The 15,716-nt window shown below is 73.0% G+C and carries 13 protein-coding genes; 5 read left to right on the top strand and 8 right to left on the bottom strand.

Going from position 1 to position 15,716, the window contains the following annotated elements; all coding sequences use genetic code 11:
* Window positions 1-97: 97 nt before the first annotated feature.
* Complete coding sequence (locus AB0947_RS08585; RefSeq protein ID WP_366749530.1) at window positions 98-943, top strand: NAD(P)-dependent oxidoreductase; 846 nt, start codon at window positions 98-100, stop codon at window positions 941-943.
* On the opposite strand, the gene AB0947_RS08580 is transcribed toward AB0947_RS08585, so the two are convergent.
* From AB0947_RS08580 to AB0947_RS08570, 3 genes are read right to left on the bottom strand one after another with little or no spacing between them, the layout of a single operon-like run.
* Window positions 938-2,260 carry a GH1 family beta-glucosidase gene (locus AB0947_RS08580; RefSeq protein WP_366749529.1) on the bottom strand — a complete coding sequence of 441 codons (1,323 nt, stop codon included), beginning with the start codon at window positions 2,258-2,260 and terminating at the stop codon, window positions 938-940. The genes AB0947_RS08585 and AB0947_RS08580 overlap by 6 nt on opposite strands.
* Before the next feature lie 57 nt (window positions 2,261-2,317).
* The gene (locus AB0947_RS08575; RefSeq protein WP_366749528.1) at window positions 2,318-2,584 is read right to left on the bottom strand and encodes a protealysin inhibitor emfourin; all 267 of its coding nucleotides are present in this window, start codon (window positions 2,582-2,584) and stop codon (window positions 2,318-2,320) included.
* 21 nt (window positions 2,585-2,605) lie between these two features.
* A complete protein-coding gene (locus AB0947_RS08570; protein WP_366749527.1) occupies window positions 2,606-3,676 on the bottom strand; it encodes a M4 family metallopeptidase in 1,071 nt (356 codons plus the stop codon).
* A gap of 341 nt (window positions 3,677-4,017) precedes the next feature.
* Between AB0947_RS08570 and leuA the strand changes: the two genes are divergently transcribed.
* The 3 genes from leuA to AB0947_RS08555 all read left to right on the top strand — a co-directional run bounded on the left by leuA (window position 4,018) and on the right by AB0947_RS08555 (window position 7,984).
* Window positions 4,018-5,739 carry a 2-isopropylmalate synthase gene (gene leuA, locus AB0947_RS08565; protein WP_366749526.1) on the top strand — a complete coding sequence of 574 codons (1,722 nt, stop codon included), beginning with the start codon at window positions 4,018-4,020 and terminating at the stop codon, window positions 5,737-5,739.
* Between the two features lie 212 nt (window positions 5,740-5,951).
* Window positions 5,952-6,647, top strand: coding sequence for a TerB family tellurite resistance protein (locus AB0947_RS08560; RefSeq protein ID WP_366749525.1), 696 nt, complete (start codon window positions 5,952-5,954; stop codon window positions 6,645-6,647).
* Between the two features lie 101 nt (window positions 6,648-6,748).
* Window positions 6,749-7,984 (top strand): sialidase family protein, encoded by a 1,236-nt coding sequence (locus AB0947_RS08555; RefSeq protein ID WP_366749524.1) that lies wholly within the window; start codon window positions 6,749-6,751, stop codon window positions 7,982-7,984.
* Here AB0947_RS08555 and AB0947_RS08550 read toward each other — a convergent pair.
* From AB0947_RS08550 to AB0947_RS08530, 5 genes are read right to left on the bottom strand one after another with little or no spacing between them, the layout of a single operon-like run.
* Window positions 7,981-8,919 (bottom strand): dihydrodipicolinate synthase family protein, encoded by a 939-nt coding sequence (locus AB0947_RS08550; protein ID WP_366749523.1) that lies wholly within the window; start codon window positions 8,917-8,919, stop codon window positions 7,981-7,983. The two genes, AB0947_RS08555 and AB0947_RS08550, sit on opposite strands and share 4 nt — an antisense overlap.
* On the bottom strand, window positions 8,920-9,924 hold the full coding sequence (locus AB0947_RS08545; RefSeq protein WP_366749522.1) for an ABC transporter ATP-binding protein: 1,005 nt from the start codon (window positions 9,922-9,924) through the stop codon (window positions 8,920-8,922).
* Complete coding sequence (locus tag AB0947_RS08540) at window positions 9,921-11,903, bottom strand: dipeptide/oligopeptide/nickel ABC transporter permease/ATP-binding protein (RefSeq protein ID WP_366749521.1); 1,983 nt, start codon at window positions 11,901-11,903, stop codon at window positions 9,921-9,923. The genes AB0947_RS08545 and AB0947_RS08540 overlap by 4 nt, the downstream gene beginning before the upstream one ends.
* Window positions 11,903-12,859, bottom strand: a complete 957-nt coding sequence (locus AB0947_RS08535) for an ABC transporter permease (protein WP_366749520.1) — start codon at window positions 12,857-12,859, stop codon at window positions 11,903-11,905. Before AB0947_RS08535 ends, AB0947_RS08540 begins: the two co-directional genes overlap by 1 nt.
* Before the next feature lie 4 nt (window positions 12,860-12,863).
* Entirely contained in the window at window positions 12,864-14,498 is a 1,635-nt protein-coding gene (locus tag AB0947_RS08530) for an ABC transporter substrate-binding protein (RefSeq protein WP_366749519.1), read from the bottom strand.
* A 470-nt stretch (window positions 14,499-14,968) separates the two neighbouring features.
* Between AB0947_RS08530 and recO the strand changes: the two genes are divergently transcribed.
* Entirely contained in the window at window positions 14,969-15,715 is a 747-nt protein-coding gene (gene recO / locus AB0947_RS08525) for a DNA repair protein RecO (protein ID WP_132783564.1), read from the top strand.
* Window position 15,716: the final 1 nt, after the last annotated feature.

Here is a 15,716-nt window from a genome sequence, read left to right as displayed (position 1 = left end):
ACTGCCGATCCCCCGATCAGGAGGTCTCTCCCGGCGGCGCCGCCCACCGCAGAGGCTGGGCGCACCGAACGAGACTTGATCGAGAAGGAGCACCACCATGCTGACCCTGGTCACCGGCGCCACCGGACAGGTGGGCCGCGGTTTCGTCCCCCGGCTGCTCGCCCAGGCCCGGCCCGGCGAGCGGGTGCGGGTGATCGTCCGCGACGGTACCCGCGCCGCCGCCCTCGCCGAGCGCGGCGCCGAGGTCGTCGTCGGCGACCTGCGCGACACCGACGTCCTCGGCAAGGCGCTCACCGGAGCGGACGCCGTCGTGAACATCGCCGCCTCCTTCCGGGGCGTGCCGGACGAGGAGATGCGGGCGGTCAACCGGGACGCCGCGGTGGAGCTGGGCCGGGCGGCCGTCGCCTCCGGGGTACGGCGGTTCGTGCAGGCCAGCACCATCCTGGTGTACGGCGCGGGACGCGGCCGGCCGCACGTCGAGGACGACCCGTCCGTGCCGGGCGGCCCCATGTGGATGACGTACCCGGAGACCAAGCTGGAGGCCGAGCACGGCCTGCTCGCGCTGGAGGGGCTGGACGTCCGGATCGGCCGCCTCGCCTTCGTCTACGGCGAGGGCGACCCGCACCTGCCGGGCATCACCCGCTGGACCGCGACCCAGCCGGCCACCAAGCGGCACCACCTGGTGCACGTCGCCGACACCGCCCAGGGCCTGCTGCGCCTGCTGCACGCCCCCGGCGCCGGCGGTCGCGTCTACAACATCGCCGACGACGCCCCCGTCACCGCGCTGGAGATCCACCAGCTCCTCGGCGCGGAACCGCCGGCGGACGGACCCGACCCGGACCCCTGGTACGGCATCGCCTCCACCGACCGCGTCCGCCGCGAACTGGGGTACCGGCCCCACTTCCCGACCCTGTGGGCCGCGCGGGACGCCGGCGCCCTATGAGGGCAGGTGCTGCGCCCGCAGCAGCTCCCGGAACCAGTGGTAGGAGGCCTTGGGCGTGCGCTCCAGCGACGCGAAGTCCACGTGCACCAGGCCGAACCGGCGGGCGTAGCCCTCGGCCCACTCGAAGTTGTCCATGAGGGACCACACGAAGTAGCCGCGCACGTCGACGCCGGCCTCGATCGCCCGGTGCAGGGCACGGACGTGGGCGTCCAGGTAGGCGATGCGGTCCTGGTCGTCGACGCCCTCGTAGGAGCAGCCGTTCTCGGTGATGACGACGGGCGGGAGCCGGTCGCCGTAGCGCTCACGGAACCCGGTGAGCAGTTCCGTCAGCCCTTCCGGTACGACCGGCCAGCCGAAGTCGGTCACCGGCCGGCCCTCGATCTCCCGCACGGAGAAGGGCAGTCCGGCCGGCACCGTCAGTCCGCCGAACTCGGTGTCGGTGCCCTGCGGGGCGCCCACCCGCGTCGGGGCGTAGTAGTTGACGCCGTACCAGTCGACCGGCTCGGCGATCACCTCCAGGTCGGCCTCGGCGTCCCCCGGCATCAGCTCGCCCATGCCCTCCGGGTACGCGCCCAGGATGACCGGCTCGGCGAACAGCCGGTTGAGCAGCAGGTCGTAGAAGCCGGCCGCCTCCACGTCCGCCGGCTCCGGTGAGGCGGGCCAGGCCGGGCCGTGGGAGTTGGCGATGCCGATGTCCGTGGCGCCGGCCGCGCGCAGGGCCCGGACCGCGAGGCCGTGGGCGAGGAGCTGGTGGTGGGCGACCGGGAGGGCGTCGAAGAGCAGGCGCCGGCCGGGGGCGTGGGCGCCGATCGCGTGCCCCAGGAGGGTGTGTTCGGCGGGCTCGTTGAGGGTGATCCACGTGCGCACCCGGTCGCCGAGCCGGTCCGCCACCACCGCCACGTGGTCGGCGAACCGGGCCGCCGTGTCCCGGTCCAGCCAGTCCAGGTGCGCCGGCAGGTCCCAGTGGAACAGGGTCGGGACCGGCCGGACGCCGGCCGCGCACAGCTCGTCCACCAGGCGGTCGTAGAAGTCCGCGCCGCCGGGGGAGTTCACCCGGGGCCAGGAGACGGAGAAGCGGTAGGCGTCCACGCCGAGACCGGCGAGGAGGGACACGTCCTCCCGGTACCGGTGGTAGTGGTCGCAGGCCACCGCCGCCGTCGAGCCGTCCTTCACCCGCCCGGGCCCGGCCGTGAACACGTCCCAGACGGACGGCTCCCGCTCCTCGGCCGCGCCCTCGATCTGGTGCGCGGAGGTCGACACGCCCCACAGGAAGCCGGGCGGGAACCGGGGGATCGCCGTGCCGGTGTCAGTCGCCATGGCCGGATCATCCGTACCGGCGGTAACGGAAGTCAACGCCCGTGCGCGGGAAGGCCGTTACGCGCCCTCCTTCAGGATCCGCGAGACCAGTTCCCGCTGGGCCTCGGTCAGCAGGGGATCCGCCGTGTACACCGTGCGGCCGTCCACCGTGATCTCGTAGCTGAAGCCGTCCGGGACGCCCGCCGGAGGGGTGCCCCGGCCGGACACCAGGGCGCGTTCGGCCAGGGACCGCCACTCCTGGGCGTCGGGCCGGCCCGAGGTGTCCACCTCGGCCCGGCGCTCGATCCCCGCGAAACCGCCCGTGCGCCGCACTCGAATACGCATGGGTCTCTGTGTAGTACGGAACTACAGCGTCCGCACCCCGACCTGTCCCCAGGCTTTCTGCACGGCCTGGAGTTCGTCCCCGGCGCCGTACCGCTCCCTGGCCGCCTTCGCCGTCAGCGTGGCGAAGTCGGCGAAGAGGGCGTCCTCCTTCAGCTCGCCGCCGGTCAGCACGTCGTACCAGATCTGCCCGGCCTTCTCCCAGGCGTAGCCGCCGAGGGCGGTGGCGGCCAGGTAGAAGGCGTGGTTGGGGATGCCGGAGTTGATGTGCACGCCGCCGTTGTCGCGGCCCGTGCGGACGTAGTCCTCCATCTTCGCCGGCTGCGGGTCCTTGCCGAGGACGTCGTCGTCGTACGCCGTGCCCGGGGCCTTCATCGAGCGCAGGGCGGTGCCGGTGACGCGCGGTGCGAGGAGCCCGGCGCCGATCAGCCAGTCGGCCTCGGCGGCGGTCTGGCCGAGGGTGTACTGCTTGATCAGCGAGCCGAAGACGTCCGACACCGACTCGTTCAGGGCGCCCGACTGGCCGTAGTACTCCAGGTTCGCGGTGTGCTGGGTGACGCCGTGGGTCAGTTCGTGCCCGATGACGTCGACCGGGATGGTGAAGTCGAGGAAGATCTCGTTGTCGCCGTCGCCGAACACCATCTGCTCGCCGTTCCAGAAGGCGTTGTCGTAGTTCTCGCCGAAGTGCACGGTGGCGTCGAGCGGCATCCCGTTGTCGTCGATGGAGTGCCGGCCGTAGGCCTTGAGGTACAGCTCGAAGGTGGCGCCGAGGCCCGCGTAGGCGCGGTTCACCGTGGCGTCGGAGCCGGGCTCGGAGCCCTCCTCGCGGACCTTGGTGCCGGGCAGGTCCTGGGAGTGCCCGGCGTCGTAGACGGTGCGGTGCGGCTTGTCGGCGGCGGCGCCCGCGGGCGGGGCGGCGGAGGCGGCACCGATCACCGTGGTCAGGCGGCGCTTGGTGCGCTGGTAGGCGTCGTGCTCCAGCGACCGGCGGGCCGGACCGGAGAGCGCGGGGTCCTCGTTGCGGGCGAGCCGGTCGAGGACGTGCGGCGGCACGATCGTGCAGAAGACGGGCTGGAAGCCCCCGTTGGTCGTCATGTTCCGCACCATTGCACTGCGTGATGTGACTGTCACTACCTGCCACCATGATTGGTGAAATACCAGGACACCAACCGCGACAGATCGTGACTGTGTGGTAGGACGATGTGGTATGTCGCACTTTTTGTCCTGTTTTGCCGTGCGGTCCCGCATACTGGGACAGGCCCGCGCACCCGGAACGGCTCGGCTAGGCTGCGGAGCATCATGCGTTCATGGCTGCTTCTTCTTAGCTGCCGCGGCGAGGGCCTGTAGTCGAGGCCGACTCCCTCCCCGCGGAGCTTGGCGTTGCGTCGTCGGCCGTCCACTCGGATATCCGGACATCCTGAGGAGCCCACGCCATCATGGCCAACCGCCAGCAGCCCAGCCCCATGCCGATCCACAAGTACGGCCGCTACGAGCAGGTCGACATCCCGGACCGCACCTGGCCGAACAAGCGGATCACCACCGCACCCCGCTGGCTCTCCACCGACCTGCGCGACGGCAACCAGGCCCTGATCGACCCCATGTCGCCCGAGCGCAAGCGGCGCATGTTCGACCAGCTGGTCAAGATGGGCTACAAGGAGATCGAGGTCGGCTTCCCCGCCTCCGGCCAGACCGACTTCGACTTCGTGCGCTCGATCATCGAGGAAGAGGGCGCGATCCCCGAGGACGTGACGATCTCCGTCCTCACCCAGGCCCGCGAGGACCTGATCGAGCGGACCGTGGAGTCCCTGAAGGGCGCGCGCCGCGCCACCGTCCACCTGTACAACGCCACCGCCCCGGTCTTCCGCCGGGTCGTCTTCCGCGGCTCCAAGGACGACATCAAGCAGATCGCCGTCGACGGCACCCGCCTGGTGATGGAGTACGCCGAGAAGCTGCTGGGCCCGGAGACCGAGTTCGGCTACCAGTACTCCCCGGAGATCTTCACCGACACCGAGCTGGACTTCGCGCTGGAGGTCTGCGAGGCGGTGATGGACGTCTACCAGCCGGGCCCGGGCCGCGAGATCATCCTCAACCTGCCCGCCACCGTGGAGCGTTCCACGCCGTCCACGCACGCGGACCGCTTCGAGTGGATGCACCGCAACCTGAGCCGCCGCGAGTACGTCTGCCTGTCCGTCCACCCGCACAACGACCGCGGCACGGCCGTGGCCGCCGCCGAGCTGGCGCTGATGGCCGGCGCCGACCGCGTCGAGGGCTGCCTGTTCGGGCAGGGCGAGCGCACCGGCAACGTCGACCTGGTCACCCTGGGCATGAACCTGTTCTCCCAGGGCGTCGACCCGCAGATCGACTTCTCCGACATCGACGAGATCCGTCGTACGTGGGAGTACTGCAACCAGATGGAGGTCCACCCGCGCCACCCGTACGTGGGCGACCTGGTCTACACGTCCTTCTCCGGCTCCCACCAGGACGCCATCAAGAAGGGCTTCGACGCCATGGAGGCCGACGCGGCGGCCCGCGGGGTCACCGTGGACGACCTGGAGTGGGCGGTGCCGTACCTGCCGATCGACCCGAAGGACGTCGGCCGCTCCTACGAGGCCGTCATCCGCGTCAACTCGCAGTCGGGCAAGGGCGGTATCTCCTACGTCCTGAAGAACGACCACAAGCTCGACCTGCCGCGCCGGATGCAGATCGAGTTCTCGAAGATCATCCAGGCGAAGACCGACGCCCAGGGCGGCGAGATCACGCCGAAGGAGATCTGGGAGGTCTTCCAGGACGAGTACCTGCCGAACCCCGCGAACCCGTGGGGCCGCGTCCAGGTCAGGACCGGCCAGTCGACCACCGACACCGACGGTGTGGACACCCTCACCGTCGAGGCCACCGTCGACGGCGAGGACCGGGTCCTGACCGGCTCCGGCAACGGTCCGATCTCGGCCTTCTTCGATGCCCTGCAGTCCATCGGCATCGACGTACGCCTGCTGGACTACCAGGAGCACACGATGAGCGAGGGAGCCTCCGCGCAGGCCGCCTCCTACATCGAGTGCGCGATCGACGACAAGGTCCTGTGGGGCATCGGCATCGACGCGAACACGACGCGTGCGTCGCTGAAGGCGGTCGTCTCCGCGGTGAACCGCGCGACGCGCTAGCACTTCGCCGGGCAGCGGGCCAAGACGCGGTCCCGCCCCGGCGTTCACAGGTCCCCGCCCGCCGTGCACCGGTGGGCGGGGATCGTCTGTTTCCGGCCAACGCGCCCCCCAGGTCACAGAAAGGTCTCTTACGGGGTACTGACTCCGCCTCGGTGATGTGGCTAACATCACGCCAGCGCGGCGATGTTGCCGTGCGGTTACGGAGGTGCGACGTGCTGCCAGTACGGGGACGAGACGGCCAAGCCGCCAGGGCTGCGCGCATCCTGGGCACCCGCACCGCGTGGACGGCCGTGGGCGACGGCGAGTTCTTCTGCCCCGGCTGCGGCGGCGACCGCAACTACCAGCGGCTCACCGGACGACGCCGGCTCACCCTGCTCGGCGTGCCCGTGCTGCCGCGCGGGACGGCCGGACCGGTCGTGGAGTGCGCGGCCTGCGAGCACCACTTCGGCACCGAGGTGCTGGACCACCCCACCACCCGCCGGTTCTCCGCGATGCTCCGGGACGCCGTGCACACCGTCGCCCTCGCCGTGCTCGCCGCGGGCGGCACCGGTTCCCGTACGGCCCTGGAGACGGCCGCCGCCACGGTCCGCGCGGCCGGCTTCGCCGAGTGCACCGAGGACCAGCTGGCCGCCCTGGTCGACGCCCTCGCCGCCGACACCGGCCGGTACTTCGAGCAGCCGTGCGGGGCCGGGCTGACCATAGAGCTGCACGAGTCCCTGGACCCGCTCGCCCCGCACCTGGCGCCGGCCGGACGCGAGTCCCTGCTGCTCCAGGCCGCCCGCATCGCCCTCGCCGACGGCCCCTACACCCCCGCCGAACGCGACGCCCTCGCCACCGTCGGCGCGGCCCTCACCATCTGCTCCGACGACGTGACCCGCCTCCTGGCCGCGGCCCGGACCCCGTCCTGACCACCGCGGTGACCGGCCGCCCGGCCCCCGTCCCCGGCGACCCGCCCCTGATCACCCGGACGGAGTAAGACCGCCCCGGTGATCCTGGGGAGCATCAGGGCGTGACCCCGCGCAGCCGCTCCCTGCTCACCAGCCTGGCGCTCCTCGCCCCGCTCACCACCGGGCTGCCCGCCCACGCGACGCCCGCCGGCTGCGCCTCCTCGGTGCCGTACGTGTCCGGGCGGGGCGGGTACGCCGCCTACCGCATCCCGGCCGTGGTGACGACCCGGCGCGGCACCGTCCTGGCCTTCGCCGAGGGCCGGCGCGACGGCGCGGGAGACACCGGTGACGTCGACGTCGTCCTGCGCCGCTCCACCGACGGCGGCTGCACCTGGGGCCCGCTGACCGTGGTGGCCGCCGGGCGGGGCCGCACCCGGGGCAACCCGGCGCCCGTGGTCGACCCGCGCACCGGCGCGGTCGTCCTGGTCACCTGCGCCAACGGCGGGACCGTGACGGAGGCACGGATCATGCGCGGCGAGGTCACCCCGGAACAGGGCCGCCGGATCTTCGTGCAGCGCAGCTCGGACGACGGCCGCCGGTTCACCGCCCCCCGGGACATCACGGCCCGGGTGACCCGGCCCGGCTGGCGCTGGTACGCCACCGGTCCCGGCCACGCCGTCGCCCTCACCCGCGGCCCGCATTCCCCCAGAGGGGGCGCCGCCGGCCGCCTGCTGGTCCCCGCCGACCACTCCGCCGCCCCGCCCGCCGGCTCCCGGGACACCGGCCAGGAGGCCAGGTACTACGGCGCACACGTCCTCTACAGCGACGACTCCGGCCGCACCTGGCAGCTGGGTGCCGTGGACGCCGGGTACGACGGCGTGACCAACGCCAACGAGACCAGCGCCGCGCAGCTCCCCGACGGCCGCGTCTACTTCAGCTCCCGCGACCAGAACGGCACCGCCCCCGGCAACCGCCTCGACACCTACTCCGGCGACGGCGGCCTGACCCTGGACCGCCCCTACGCCGTCCAGCCCGCCCTGGACGCCGTCCCGGTGGTCCAGGGCAGCGTCCTCCAGCCGCGCGAGCCGGGCGCGCCCCTGCTGTTCTCCGCGCCCTCCGTGCCGACCGCACGGCGCGCCCTGACCCTGTGGGCGAGCACGGACGCCGGCCGCACCTTCCGCAGGCTGCTCACCCTCTCCGACCACCCGGCCGCCTACTCCGACCTGGTCCAGCTCGCCCCCGGCACGATCGGCGTCCTCTACGAGACCGGCGTCCGCGGCCCGTACGAGTCCCTTCGGTTCCGCAGACTCCGCCTGGACGCTCCGGTCCCCGCCGGCGGGGTCCGCGGCACGAACTAGCCGTCGAGGCCGAGCAGGCCCGCCGCCGCCATCAGCTTGCCGATGCGCTCGACCTCCGCGCCGGTCAGCGGGACCTGCGGCTCGGCGGTCACCGGGCAGTCGATGATCCCGCGCAGATGCAGCGCCGCCTTGAACGCGCCCAGCGCCGCCGAACTGCCGCCCATCCGCGCGGGGTCGCCGACACCGGTGATCCCGAACAACGCGCACAACCGCTCCTGTTCGACCCGCGCCCCCTCCGCGTCGCCCGCCCGGCACTGGCGGTACAGGCGCACGTATCCGTGCGGGTCGACGTTGGCCAGGCCCGGCACGGCCCCGTCGGCGCCCAGCGCCAGTGCCGCGTCGGTGATCAGCTCCGAGCCGGTCAGCACGCTGAACCCGGGGTGGGCGCGGGCGCCGGTGACCACCTCCCGGAACGCCCCCAGGTCCCCGCTGGAGTCCTTGACCCCGGCCAGTACGCCGTCCCCGGCGAGCCCCAGCAGCAGGTCGGCGGGGAGTTTGGCGTGCACGGCGACGGGGATGTCGTAGGCGATCACCGGGACCGGACTGGCGGCGGCGATCCGGCGGTAGTGGTGGACGATCTCCGCCGGGTGGGTGCGGGCGTAGAACGGCGCGGTGACGACGACGGCCCGCGCGCCCGCCGAGGTGACCGCCGCCACGTGGTCCAGGACGCGCGGGGTGGTCATGTCGATGGCCCCGGCGAGCACGGGGAGCTGACCGCCCACGTGCGCGGTCACGGCCGCCACCACCCGCTCGCGCTGCGCGTCCGTCAGGAAGGCCGCCTCCGACGTCGAGCCCAGCAGGAACAGCCCGTGCACCCCGGCCTCCACCAGGAAGTCCACCAGGCGCAGCAGCGAGGGCACGTCCACCTCGCGTTCCGGCGTCAGGGGCGTGCAGACGGGCGGGACGACACCGGTGAGCGGGGTCGGAAGGGTCATTCACGGCTCCTGGGGCGCTGGGTCTCGGACCGGCTGGTCCTCCTGCACAGGATGGTGGCACCGGTAGCGGTGTCCGGGCCGTGACGCGGCCGAGAAGTCCGGCATCGACGCGGCGCAGACCCCGTCGGCCCTCCAGCAGCGGGTGCGGAACGGGCAGCCGCTCGGCGGGCGGGCCGCCGAGGGGACGGGCCCGGTCAGCGGGATCGGTTCGACGGGGTCCAGCAGGCCCGGCGTGGCCGAGAACAGGGCGCGGGTGTACGGGTGCCGGGCCGCACCGGTGACCCGGTCCGCCGGGGTCTCCTCCACGATCCGGCCGAGGTACATGGTGATCACCCGGTCGCTCATCCGCCGTACGGTCTGGATGTCGTGCGAGACGAACACCAGGGCGAGACCGAGGCGCTCCTTCAGGTCGAGCAGCAGGTTGAGGATCTGCGCGCGGACCGAGACGTCCAGGGCGCTGGTCGGCTCGTCGGCGACGACCAGGTCCGGGTCGAGGGCGAGCGCGCGGGCGATGGCGACCCGCTGCCGCTGTCCGCCGGAGAGCTGTCCGGGCAGGGCGTCGGCGAGCGCCCGGGGCAGGCCCACGAGGGCCATCAGCTCCCGCACCCGTTCCTCGCGTCCGGCCCGCGTGCCGCGCCGGTGGACGTCCAGCGGGTCGCGCAGGATACGGCGGACCGTCAGCCGGCGGTTCAGCGCGGTCGACGGGTCCTGGAAGATCATGCCGGTGCCCGCGCCGACCGTGGCCCTGCGCTCGGCGGCCGGCATCGCCCACAGGTCCCGGCCCCGGAACGCCACCGTCCCGGACACCGGCCGCTCGATGCCCACCAGCACCTTCGCCAGCGTCGACTTCCCGCACCCCGACTCGCCGACCACCCCGACCGTCTCACCGGGCGCGACGCGCAGATCCGCGCCGGTCAGGGCGTACACCCGGTCCCGGCGGAACAGGCCGCCGCTGCGCGCCCGGTGGACGACGTGCGCCTCCCGCACCTCCACGACAGCGCTCACCACAGGGCCTCCTCGCTCTGCGCCGACGCCAGGCCGACCGCCGGGTGGTGGCAGGCGGCCGCGTGGGCGGGGGTGCCCGTCAGGACCGGGGCGGTGGTGTGGCAGACCTCGGTGGCGAGCGGGCAGCGGTCGGCGAACCGGCAGCCCGCCGGGAAGTCGGCCGGGGCCGGTACGACCCCCTTGATCTGGGTCATGCGCTCCGCGGCCGACTCCAGCGAGAGCACGCTGCCGAGCAGCCCGCGCGTGTAGTGGTGGGCCGGTGCCGCCACCAGGCCGGCGGTCACCCCGGTCTCCACGATCTGCCCGCCGTACATCACCACCACCCGGTCGGTGACGTCGGCGACCAGCGCCAGGTCGTGCGAGACCAGGATCAGCGCGAAGCCCAGCTCGGCCCGCAGCCTGAGCAGCAGCTCCATGACCTGGGCCTGCACGGTGACGTCCAGGGCGGTGGTCGGCTCGTCGGCGACGATCAGCGCGGGGTCGCGGGAGAGGGCCATCGCGATGAGCACCCGCTGGCGCTGCCCGCCGGACAGCTCGTGCGGATAGCTGCTCAGGGTGCGGTCGGGGTCCAGGCCGACCAGCTCCACGAGCTCGCGCGGACCGCGCCTGCCGCCGCGCCGGACGAGCTGCTTCAGCTGGGCCCGGACGGTCATGGCCGGGTTCAGGGAGGACAGGGCGTCCTGGTACACCATGGCCATCTCGTGGCCGAGGAGCCGCCGCCGCGCCCGCGCCGGCTCGGCCAGCAGGTCCCGCTGCCGGAACCGGACCCGGCCGCCGACCCGGGCGCCCTTCGGCTGGAGCCCCATCACGGTCAGCGCGGTCAGCGACTTCCCGCAGCCCGACTCGCCCACCAGCCCCAGCACTTCACCGGGGTACACCTCGAAACCGACCCCGGCCACGATGTCCACGCCCCGGTGCCGGTCCGGGAAGCCGATGGCGAGGTCCTCCACGGCGAGCACCGGCTGTCCGCCGCGGTCCGGCAGCGGCCGGGCCCGGGCGCGCAGCCGCCGGGCGGCCTCGGTGAGACCGGGCAGCGGCAGCACCTCGCCGGTGCCGGGTTCCGGGGTCTCCAGGCGGTCCGCCGGGGGCCCGTCCACCTCGCGGGGCGCGGGCGCCGCCCACGCGTCCGAGACGCCCTCGGAGAGGATGTTCAGCGCCAGCACGGTGAGCAGGATCAGCAGCCCGGGGAAGACGGTCGCCCACCAGCCGCCGGTCAGCACCATGTTCTTGCCGTCGGCGATGACACTGCCCCAGGACGGGTCCGGGGGCCGCACGCCCGCGCCGATGAAGGACAGCGACGCCTCGAACACGATGGCCTCGGCGACCTGGACCGTGCAGAACACCAGCACCGGCGCGGCACAGTTGACGGCCACGTGCCGCAGCACGATGTGCGGGGTGCGGGCACCGATGACCCGCTCGGCGGTGACGTAGTCCTCGCCGTACTGGTCCAGCACATTGGCCCGTACGACCCGTGCCACGGGCGGGGTGAAGAGGAACGCGATCGCACCGATCAGCACGCCGATGCCGCCGCCGAACACGGCCACCAGCACGGCCGCGAGCGCGATGCCCGGGAACGCCATCACCACGTCCAGGCAGCGCATCAGCGTCTCGTCCACCGCCTTGCGGGAGGTGGCGGCCAGCGCCCCGACGACGGCGCCGGCGGCGAGCGCGAGCGCGGTCGCGCCCAGCCCGATGGCGAGGGACCAGCGGGCGCCGTACATCAGCCGGCTCAGGACGTCCCGGCCGAGGCTGTCCTGCCCCAGCCAGTGCGCGGCCGACGGCGCCCCGGTCCCGCCGGCCGGGTCCTGCTGGTCGAGCGGATCGTGCGGGGCGAGGACGGGGGCGAGGACGGCGACGACGATGACGACGGCCAGGAAGCAGACGGCGGCCCGGGACAGCGGCGGCAGCCGGCGCCAGCCGCGCGGCCGGACGCCGCCGGGCCGGGAGAACCGCTTGCCGAGATGCGCGCGCGTGATCATCAGGCCGCCCTCAAGCGTGGGTTGACCAGCAGATACAGGATGTCGATGACCAGGTTGACGACGACGAACCCGGTCGCGGTGGTCAGCACGACCCCCTGCACGACGGCCGGGTCGCCGTTCTGCACGGCGTCGATCATCAGCTTGCCCATGCCGGGCAGCGAGAAGATCGTCTCGATGACGACGGCACCGCCGAGGAGGTAGCCGACCCGCAGCCCGAGCACGGTGAGCGGATTGACGAGCGCGTTGCGCAGCACGTTGCGGCCGACGACGACCCGGGGCGGCAGCCCGTTGCCGATCGCCGTCCGGACGTAGTCCTTGTCCAGCTCCTCCACCACGGAGGTCCGCACGATCCGGGTGAGCTGGGCGGCGACCGGCAGGGACAGCGCGAACGCGGGCAGGGCCATGGTCCTCAGCCAGCCGGTGAGGGAGTCGGCGGGGTTGATGTAGCCGCCGGTCGGGAACCAGCCCCGGTCCACGGCCAGGTACTGGATCATCAGCAGCGCCAGCCAGAAGCCGGGCGCGGCCACCCCGACCAGTGAGACGACCCGGATGACCTGGTCCGGCAGCCGGTCCCGGTACACCGCCGCCGTCACCCCGCCCGCCAGCGCCAGCACGACCGCGAGCGCGAGACCGAGGAAGGTCAGTTGGAGGGTGAGCGGCAGCGCGGTGGTGACCTGGCCGGCCACGGGCGCGCGGGTGAGGGCGCTGGTGCCGAGGTCGCCGTGGAGCAGGTCGCCGACGAAGTGCGCGTACCGCAGGGGCAGCGGGTCCAGCAGCCCGTTGCGCTCCCGGAACTCGTGGAGCTGCCCGGGGGTCGGGTTGGCGCCCTGGAAGAACGCGGACGCCGGGTCGGCGTCCGAGAACCGCATCACCAGGAACACGAAGAGCACGATGCCGAGGAGCAGGGGCACGAGCAGGGCGACGCGGCGCAGCAGGATCCGTACGACGGTCGTCATGCCGTCAGGTCCACTTGGCCTGGAGCACGTTGATCCCCGGGTACGGCTGGGCCCGTATCCCGCTGAGCTCGCGCGGGTCCCAGGCGGTCATCAGCTCGTTGTGGACGACCGGGTAGAGCACGGCCTGCTCGGCGACGACGTCGACGTAGTCCTGGATCATCGCCTTCTTCCGCGCGGGGTCCGGCTCCCGGGTCGCCCGGTCCATGTCCCGGAAGAGCCGCTGGGCGACGGGGTGGCCCTCCCACCGCGTGTACCGCATCCACAGGTTCCCGGGCCCGTAGTTGTAGTGCATGATCAGGTCGGCGTCGCGCCCGAACTGGTTGGGGTTGGAGGCCGCAGCGACCACCTGGTAGTCCTGCTTCTGGTCCATCTTGGTGAAGACGGCCGTGGTCTCCTGCGGCGCCAGGGTGGTCCGCACGCCGATCGCGTCCCAGGAGGACTTGATGGTCGGCAGGCAGTCCACGATCCAGCTGACGTTGACGGCGAGGATCTCGACCCTGAGGCCGGTGACACCGGCGGCCCTCAGCAGGGCCTTGGCCTTGCCGGGGTCGTGGTCGTAGACGGTCGCGGCCCGGCGGTAGCCCGGATTGCCCTCGTTGAGGAACGAGGACGCGGGCCTGCCGTGGCCCTTCAGCGCGACCCGCACCATCTTCTCGGTGTCGATGGCGTAGTGCAGCGCCTGGCGGACGCGGACGTCGTCGAAGGGCTTGTGCCGGGTGTTGAACATCAGGAAGAGGTTGTTCATCCCGGCGCCGCCGGCCACCTTCAGCCCGCCCTGCTCCAGCCGGGGGATGTTGGCGTAGGGGATGTTGTCGGCGATCTGCGCGCCGGCGCCGGTTCCGGAGATCTTCGCGACGCGGGGTGCCGCGTCCACGATGGTCAGCCAGTTCATCCTCCGGAAGGCGGGCCTGCGGGGACCGTTGTAGGCGGCGAACGCCTCGAAGGCGGTGTTCGACTTCGGGTGGTGCGCGGTCTGCCGGTACGGTCCCGAGCCCACGGCCAGCCCCTTGACCGCGTCGTCCCAGGCGCCGGGCCGGGAGAAGACGTGCCGGGGCATGACCTTGGCGAGGGTGAGCCGGGACAGACCGTCCGGGAAGGGGAACTTGAGGACGAGCTCGACCGTCCGGGCATCGATCTTCCGCACGGAGTCCAGCCAGGGGGCGAAGAAGCCCTTGGCGAGCGTCTGGGTGTCCGGGTCGAGGATCCGGTCGAAGACGAACACGACGTCGTCGGCGGTGACGGGCTTGCCGTCGTGGAAGGTGGCACCGGGGCGCAGCGAGAACCGCCAGGTGGTGGCGGACGGGTCGCGGGGGATCGCGGTGGCCAGCGCCGGATACGGCTCCCGGGTGATCGGGTCCGTGTCCAGCAGCCCCTCGTAGATGTGGTTGTTGGCGGCCATCGCGAACGCCGACGCGGTCTGCGTGGGGTCCCAGCTGCCGTCGTTGCCGTACCCGATCACGGCGGTCAGCGTCCGGTCCTTGCCGCTGCCACCGCCTCCGGTGTCGTTCGTCGACTGCGGACCGGCGGAACAGGCGGCCAGCGCGGGGGGCAGGGCGGCGGCGGCGCCGAGCGCGCCGGAGTACTTCAGGAACTGCCGGCGAAGCGGTGCCGGTACGCCGGGGTTCACGTCGTCGCGCACGGGTCCTCCAGCAGGGGGGTGGGGGAGGGGTGAGGGCGGGGGGTGATACGACGTCCTACGTCCTACGTCCGACCGGTAGCGCGACCATAGGAGGGCCCCCGGAACCGGTCAAGACGGCACACACGAATGGCGCATCCGCCAGAGGTCGCACCAATGGGCCCGCAACGAGGGGAGATTGACACCGGCCGCGCCCGGAGGGGGCCTGTCCGGCGAGGAGCGGACGCCCCTGCGCGCCACCGACCGAGCGACCGCGCACCGGCGCGCACGCGCCCTCGCGTCCGCCCTGGGGCCCACGCCGTCGCGCCGTCGCGCGGCCGGCTCCGGTCCCTCCGGTCCGGCCCCGGCCGAGCTGTCCGACGGGCTCCGGGCGGCCACCTCCACCCCGGCCGGGGCGACCCCGCTCACCGTCGGCCCGGCCGCACCGCCCCGCGCGCGACGGCGCCGCCCCCGGCATGGGCGAGAATGGGGCCATGAGTCTGTTCCGCGACGACGGCATCGTGCTGCGCACCCAGAAGCTGGGTGAGGCGGACCGGATCATCACGCTGCTCACCCGCGGCCACGGCCGGGTGCGGGCCGTCGCCCGGGGCGTGCGGCGTACGAAGTCCAAGTTCGGCGCCCGGCTCGAACCCTTCTCCCACGTCGACGTGCAGTTCTTCGCGCGGGGGAGCGAGCTGGTCGGACGCGGACTGCCGCTGTGCACGCAGAGCGAGACCATCGCGCCCTACGGCGGCGGCATCGTCACCGACTACGCGCGCTACACCGCCGGAACCGCCATGCTGGAGACGGCCGAGCGGTTCACGGACCACGAGGGCGAGCCGGCCGTCCAGCAGTACCTGCTGCTGGTCGGGGCCCTGCGGACGCTCGCCCGGGGCGAGCACGCGCCGCACCTCGTCCTCGACGCCTTCCTGCTGCGCTCCCTCGCCGTCAACGGCTACGCGCCCAGCTTCGGCGACTGCGCGAAGTGCGGGATGCCCGGCCCCAACCGGTTCTTCTCCGTGGCCTCCGGCGGCTCCGTCTGCGCCGACTGCCGGGTGCCCGGCAGTGTCGTACCGTCCCCGCAGACCCTGGTGCTGCTGGGGGCGCTGCTTACGGGAGACTGGGAGACGGCGGACGCGTGCGAGGCACGGTACGTCCGCGAGGGCAGCGGGCTGGTGTCCGCCTACCTGCACTGGCACCTGGAGCGCGGGCTGCGCTCCCTGCGGTACGTAGAGAAGTAAC

Source organism: Streptomyces sp. NPDC047841 (assembly GCF_040704085.1).
GTDB classification, from domain to species: domain Bacteria; phylum Actinomycetota; class Actinomycetes; order Streptomycetales; family Streptomycetaceae; genus Streptomyces; species Streptomyces argyrophylli.
The sequence above is the reverse complement of the archived record's forward strand: the minus strand, read 5'-3'. Positions and strand labels throughout refer to the sequence as shown.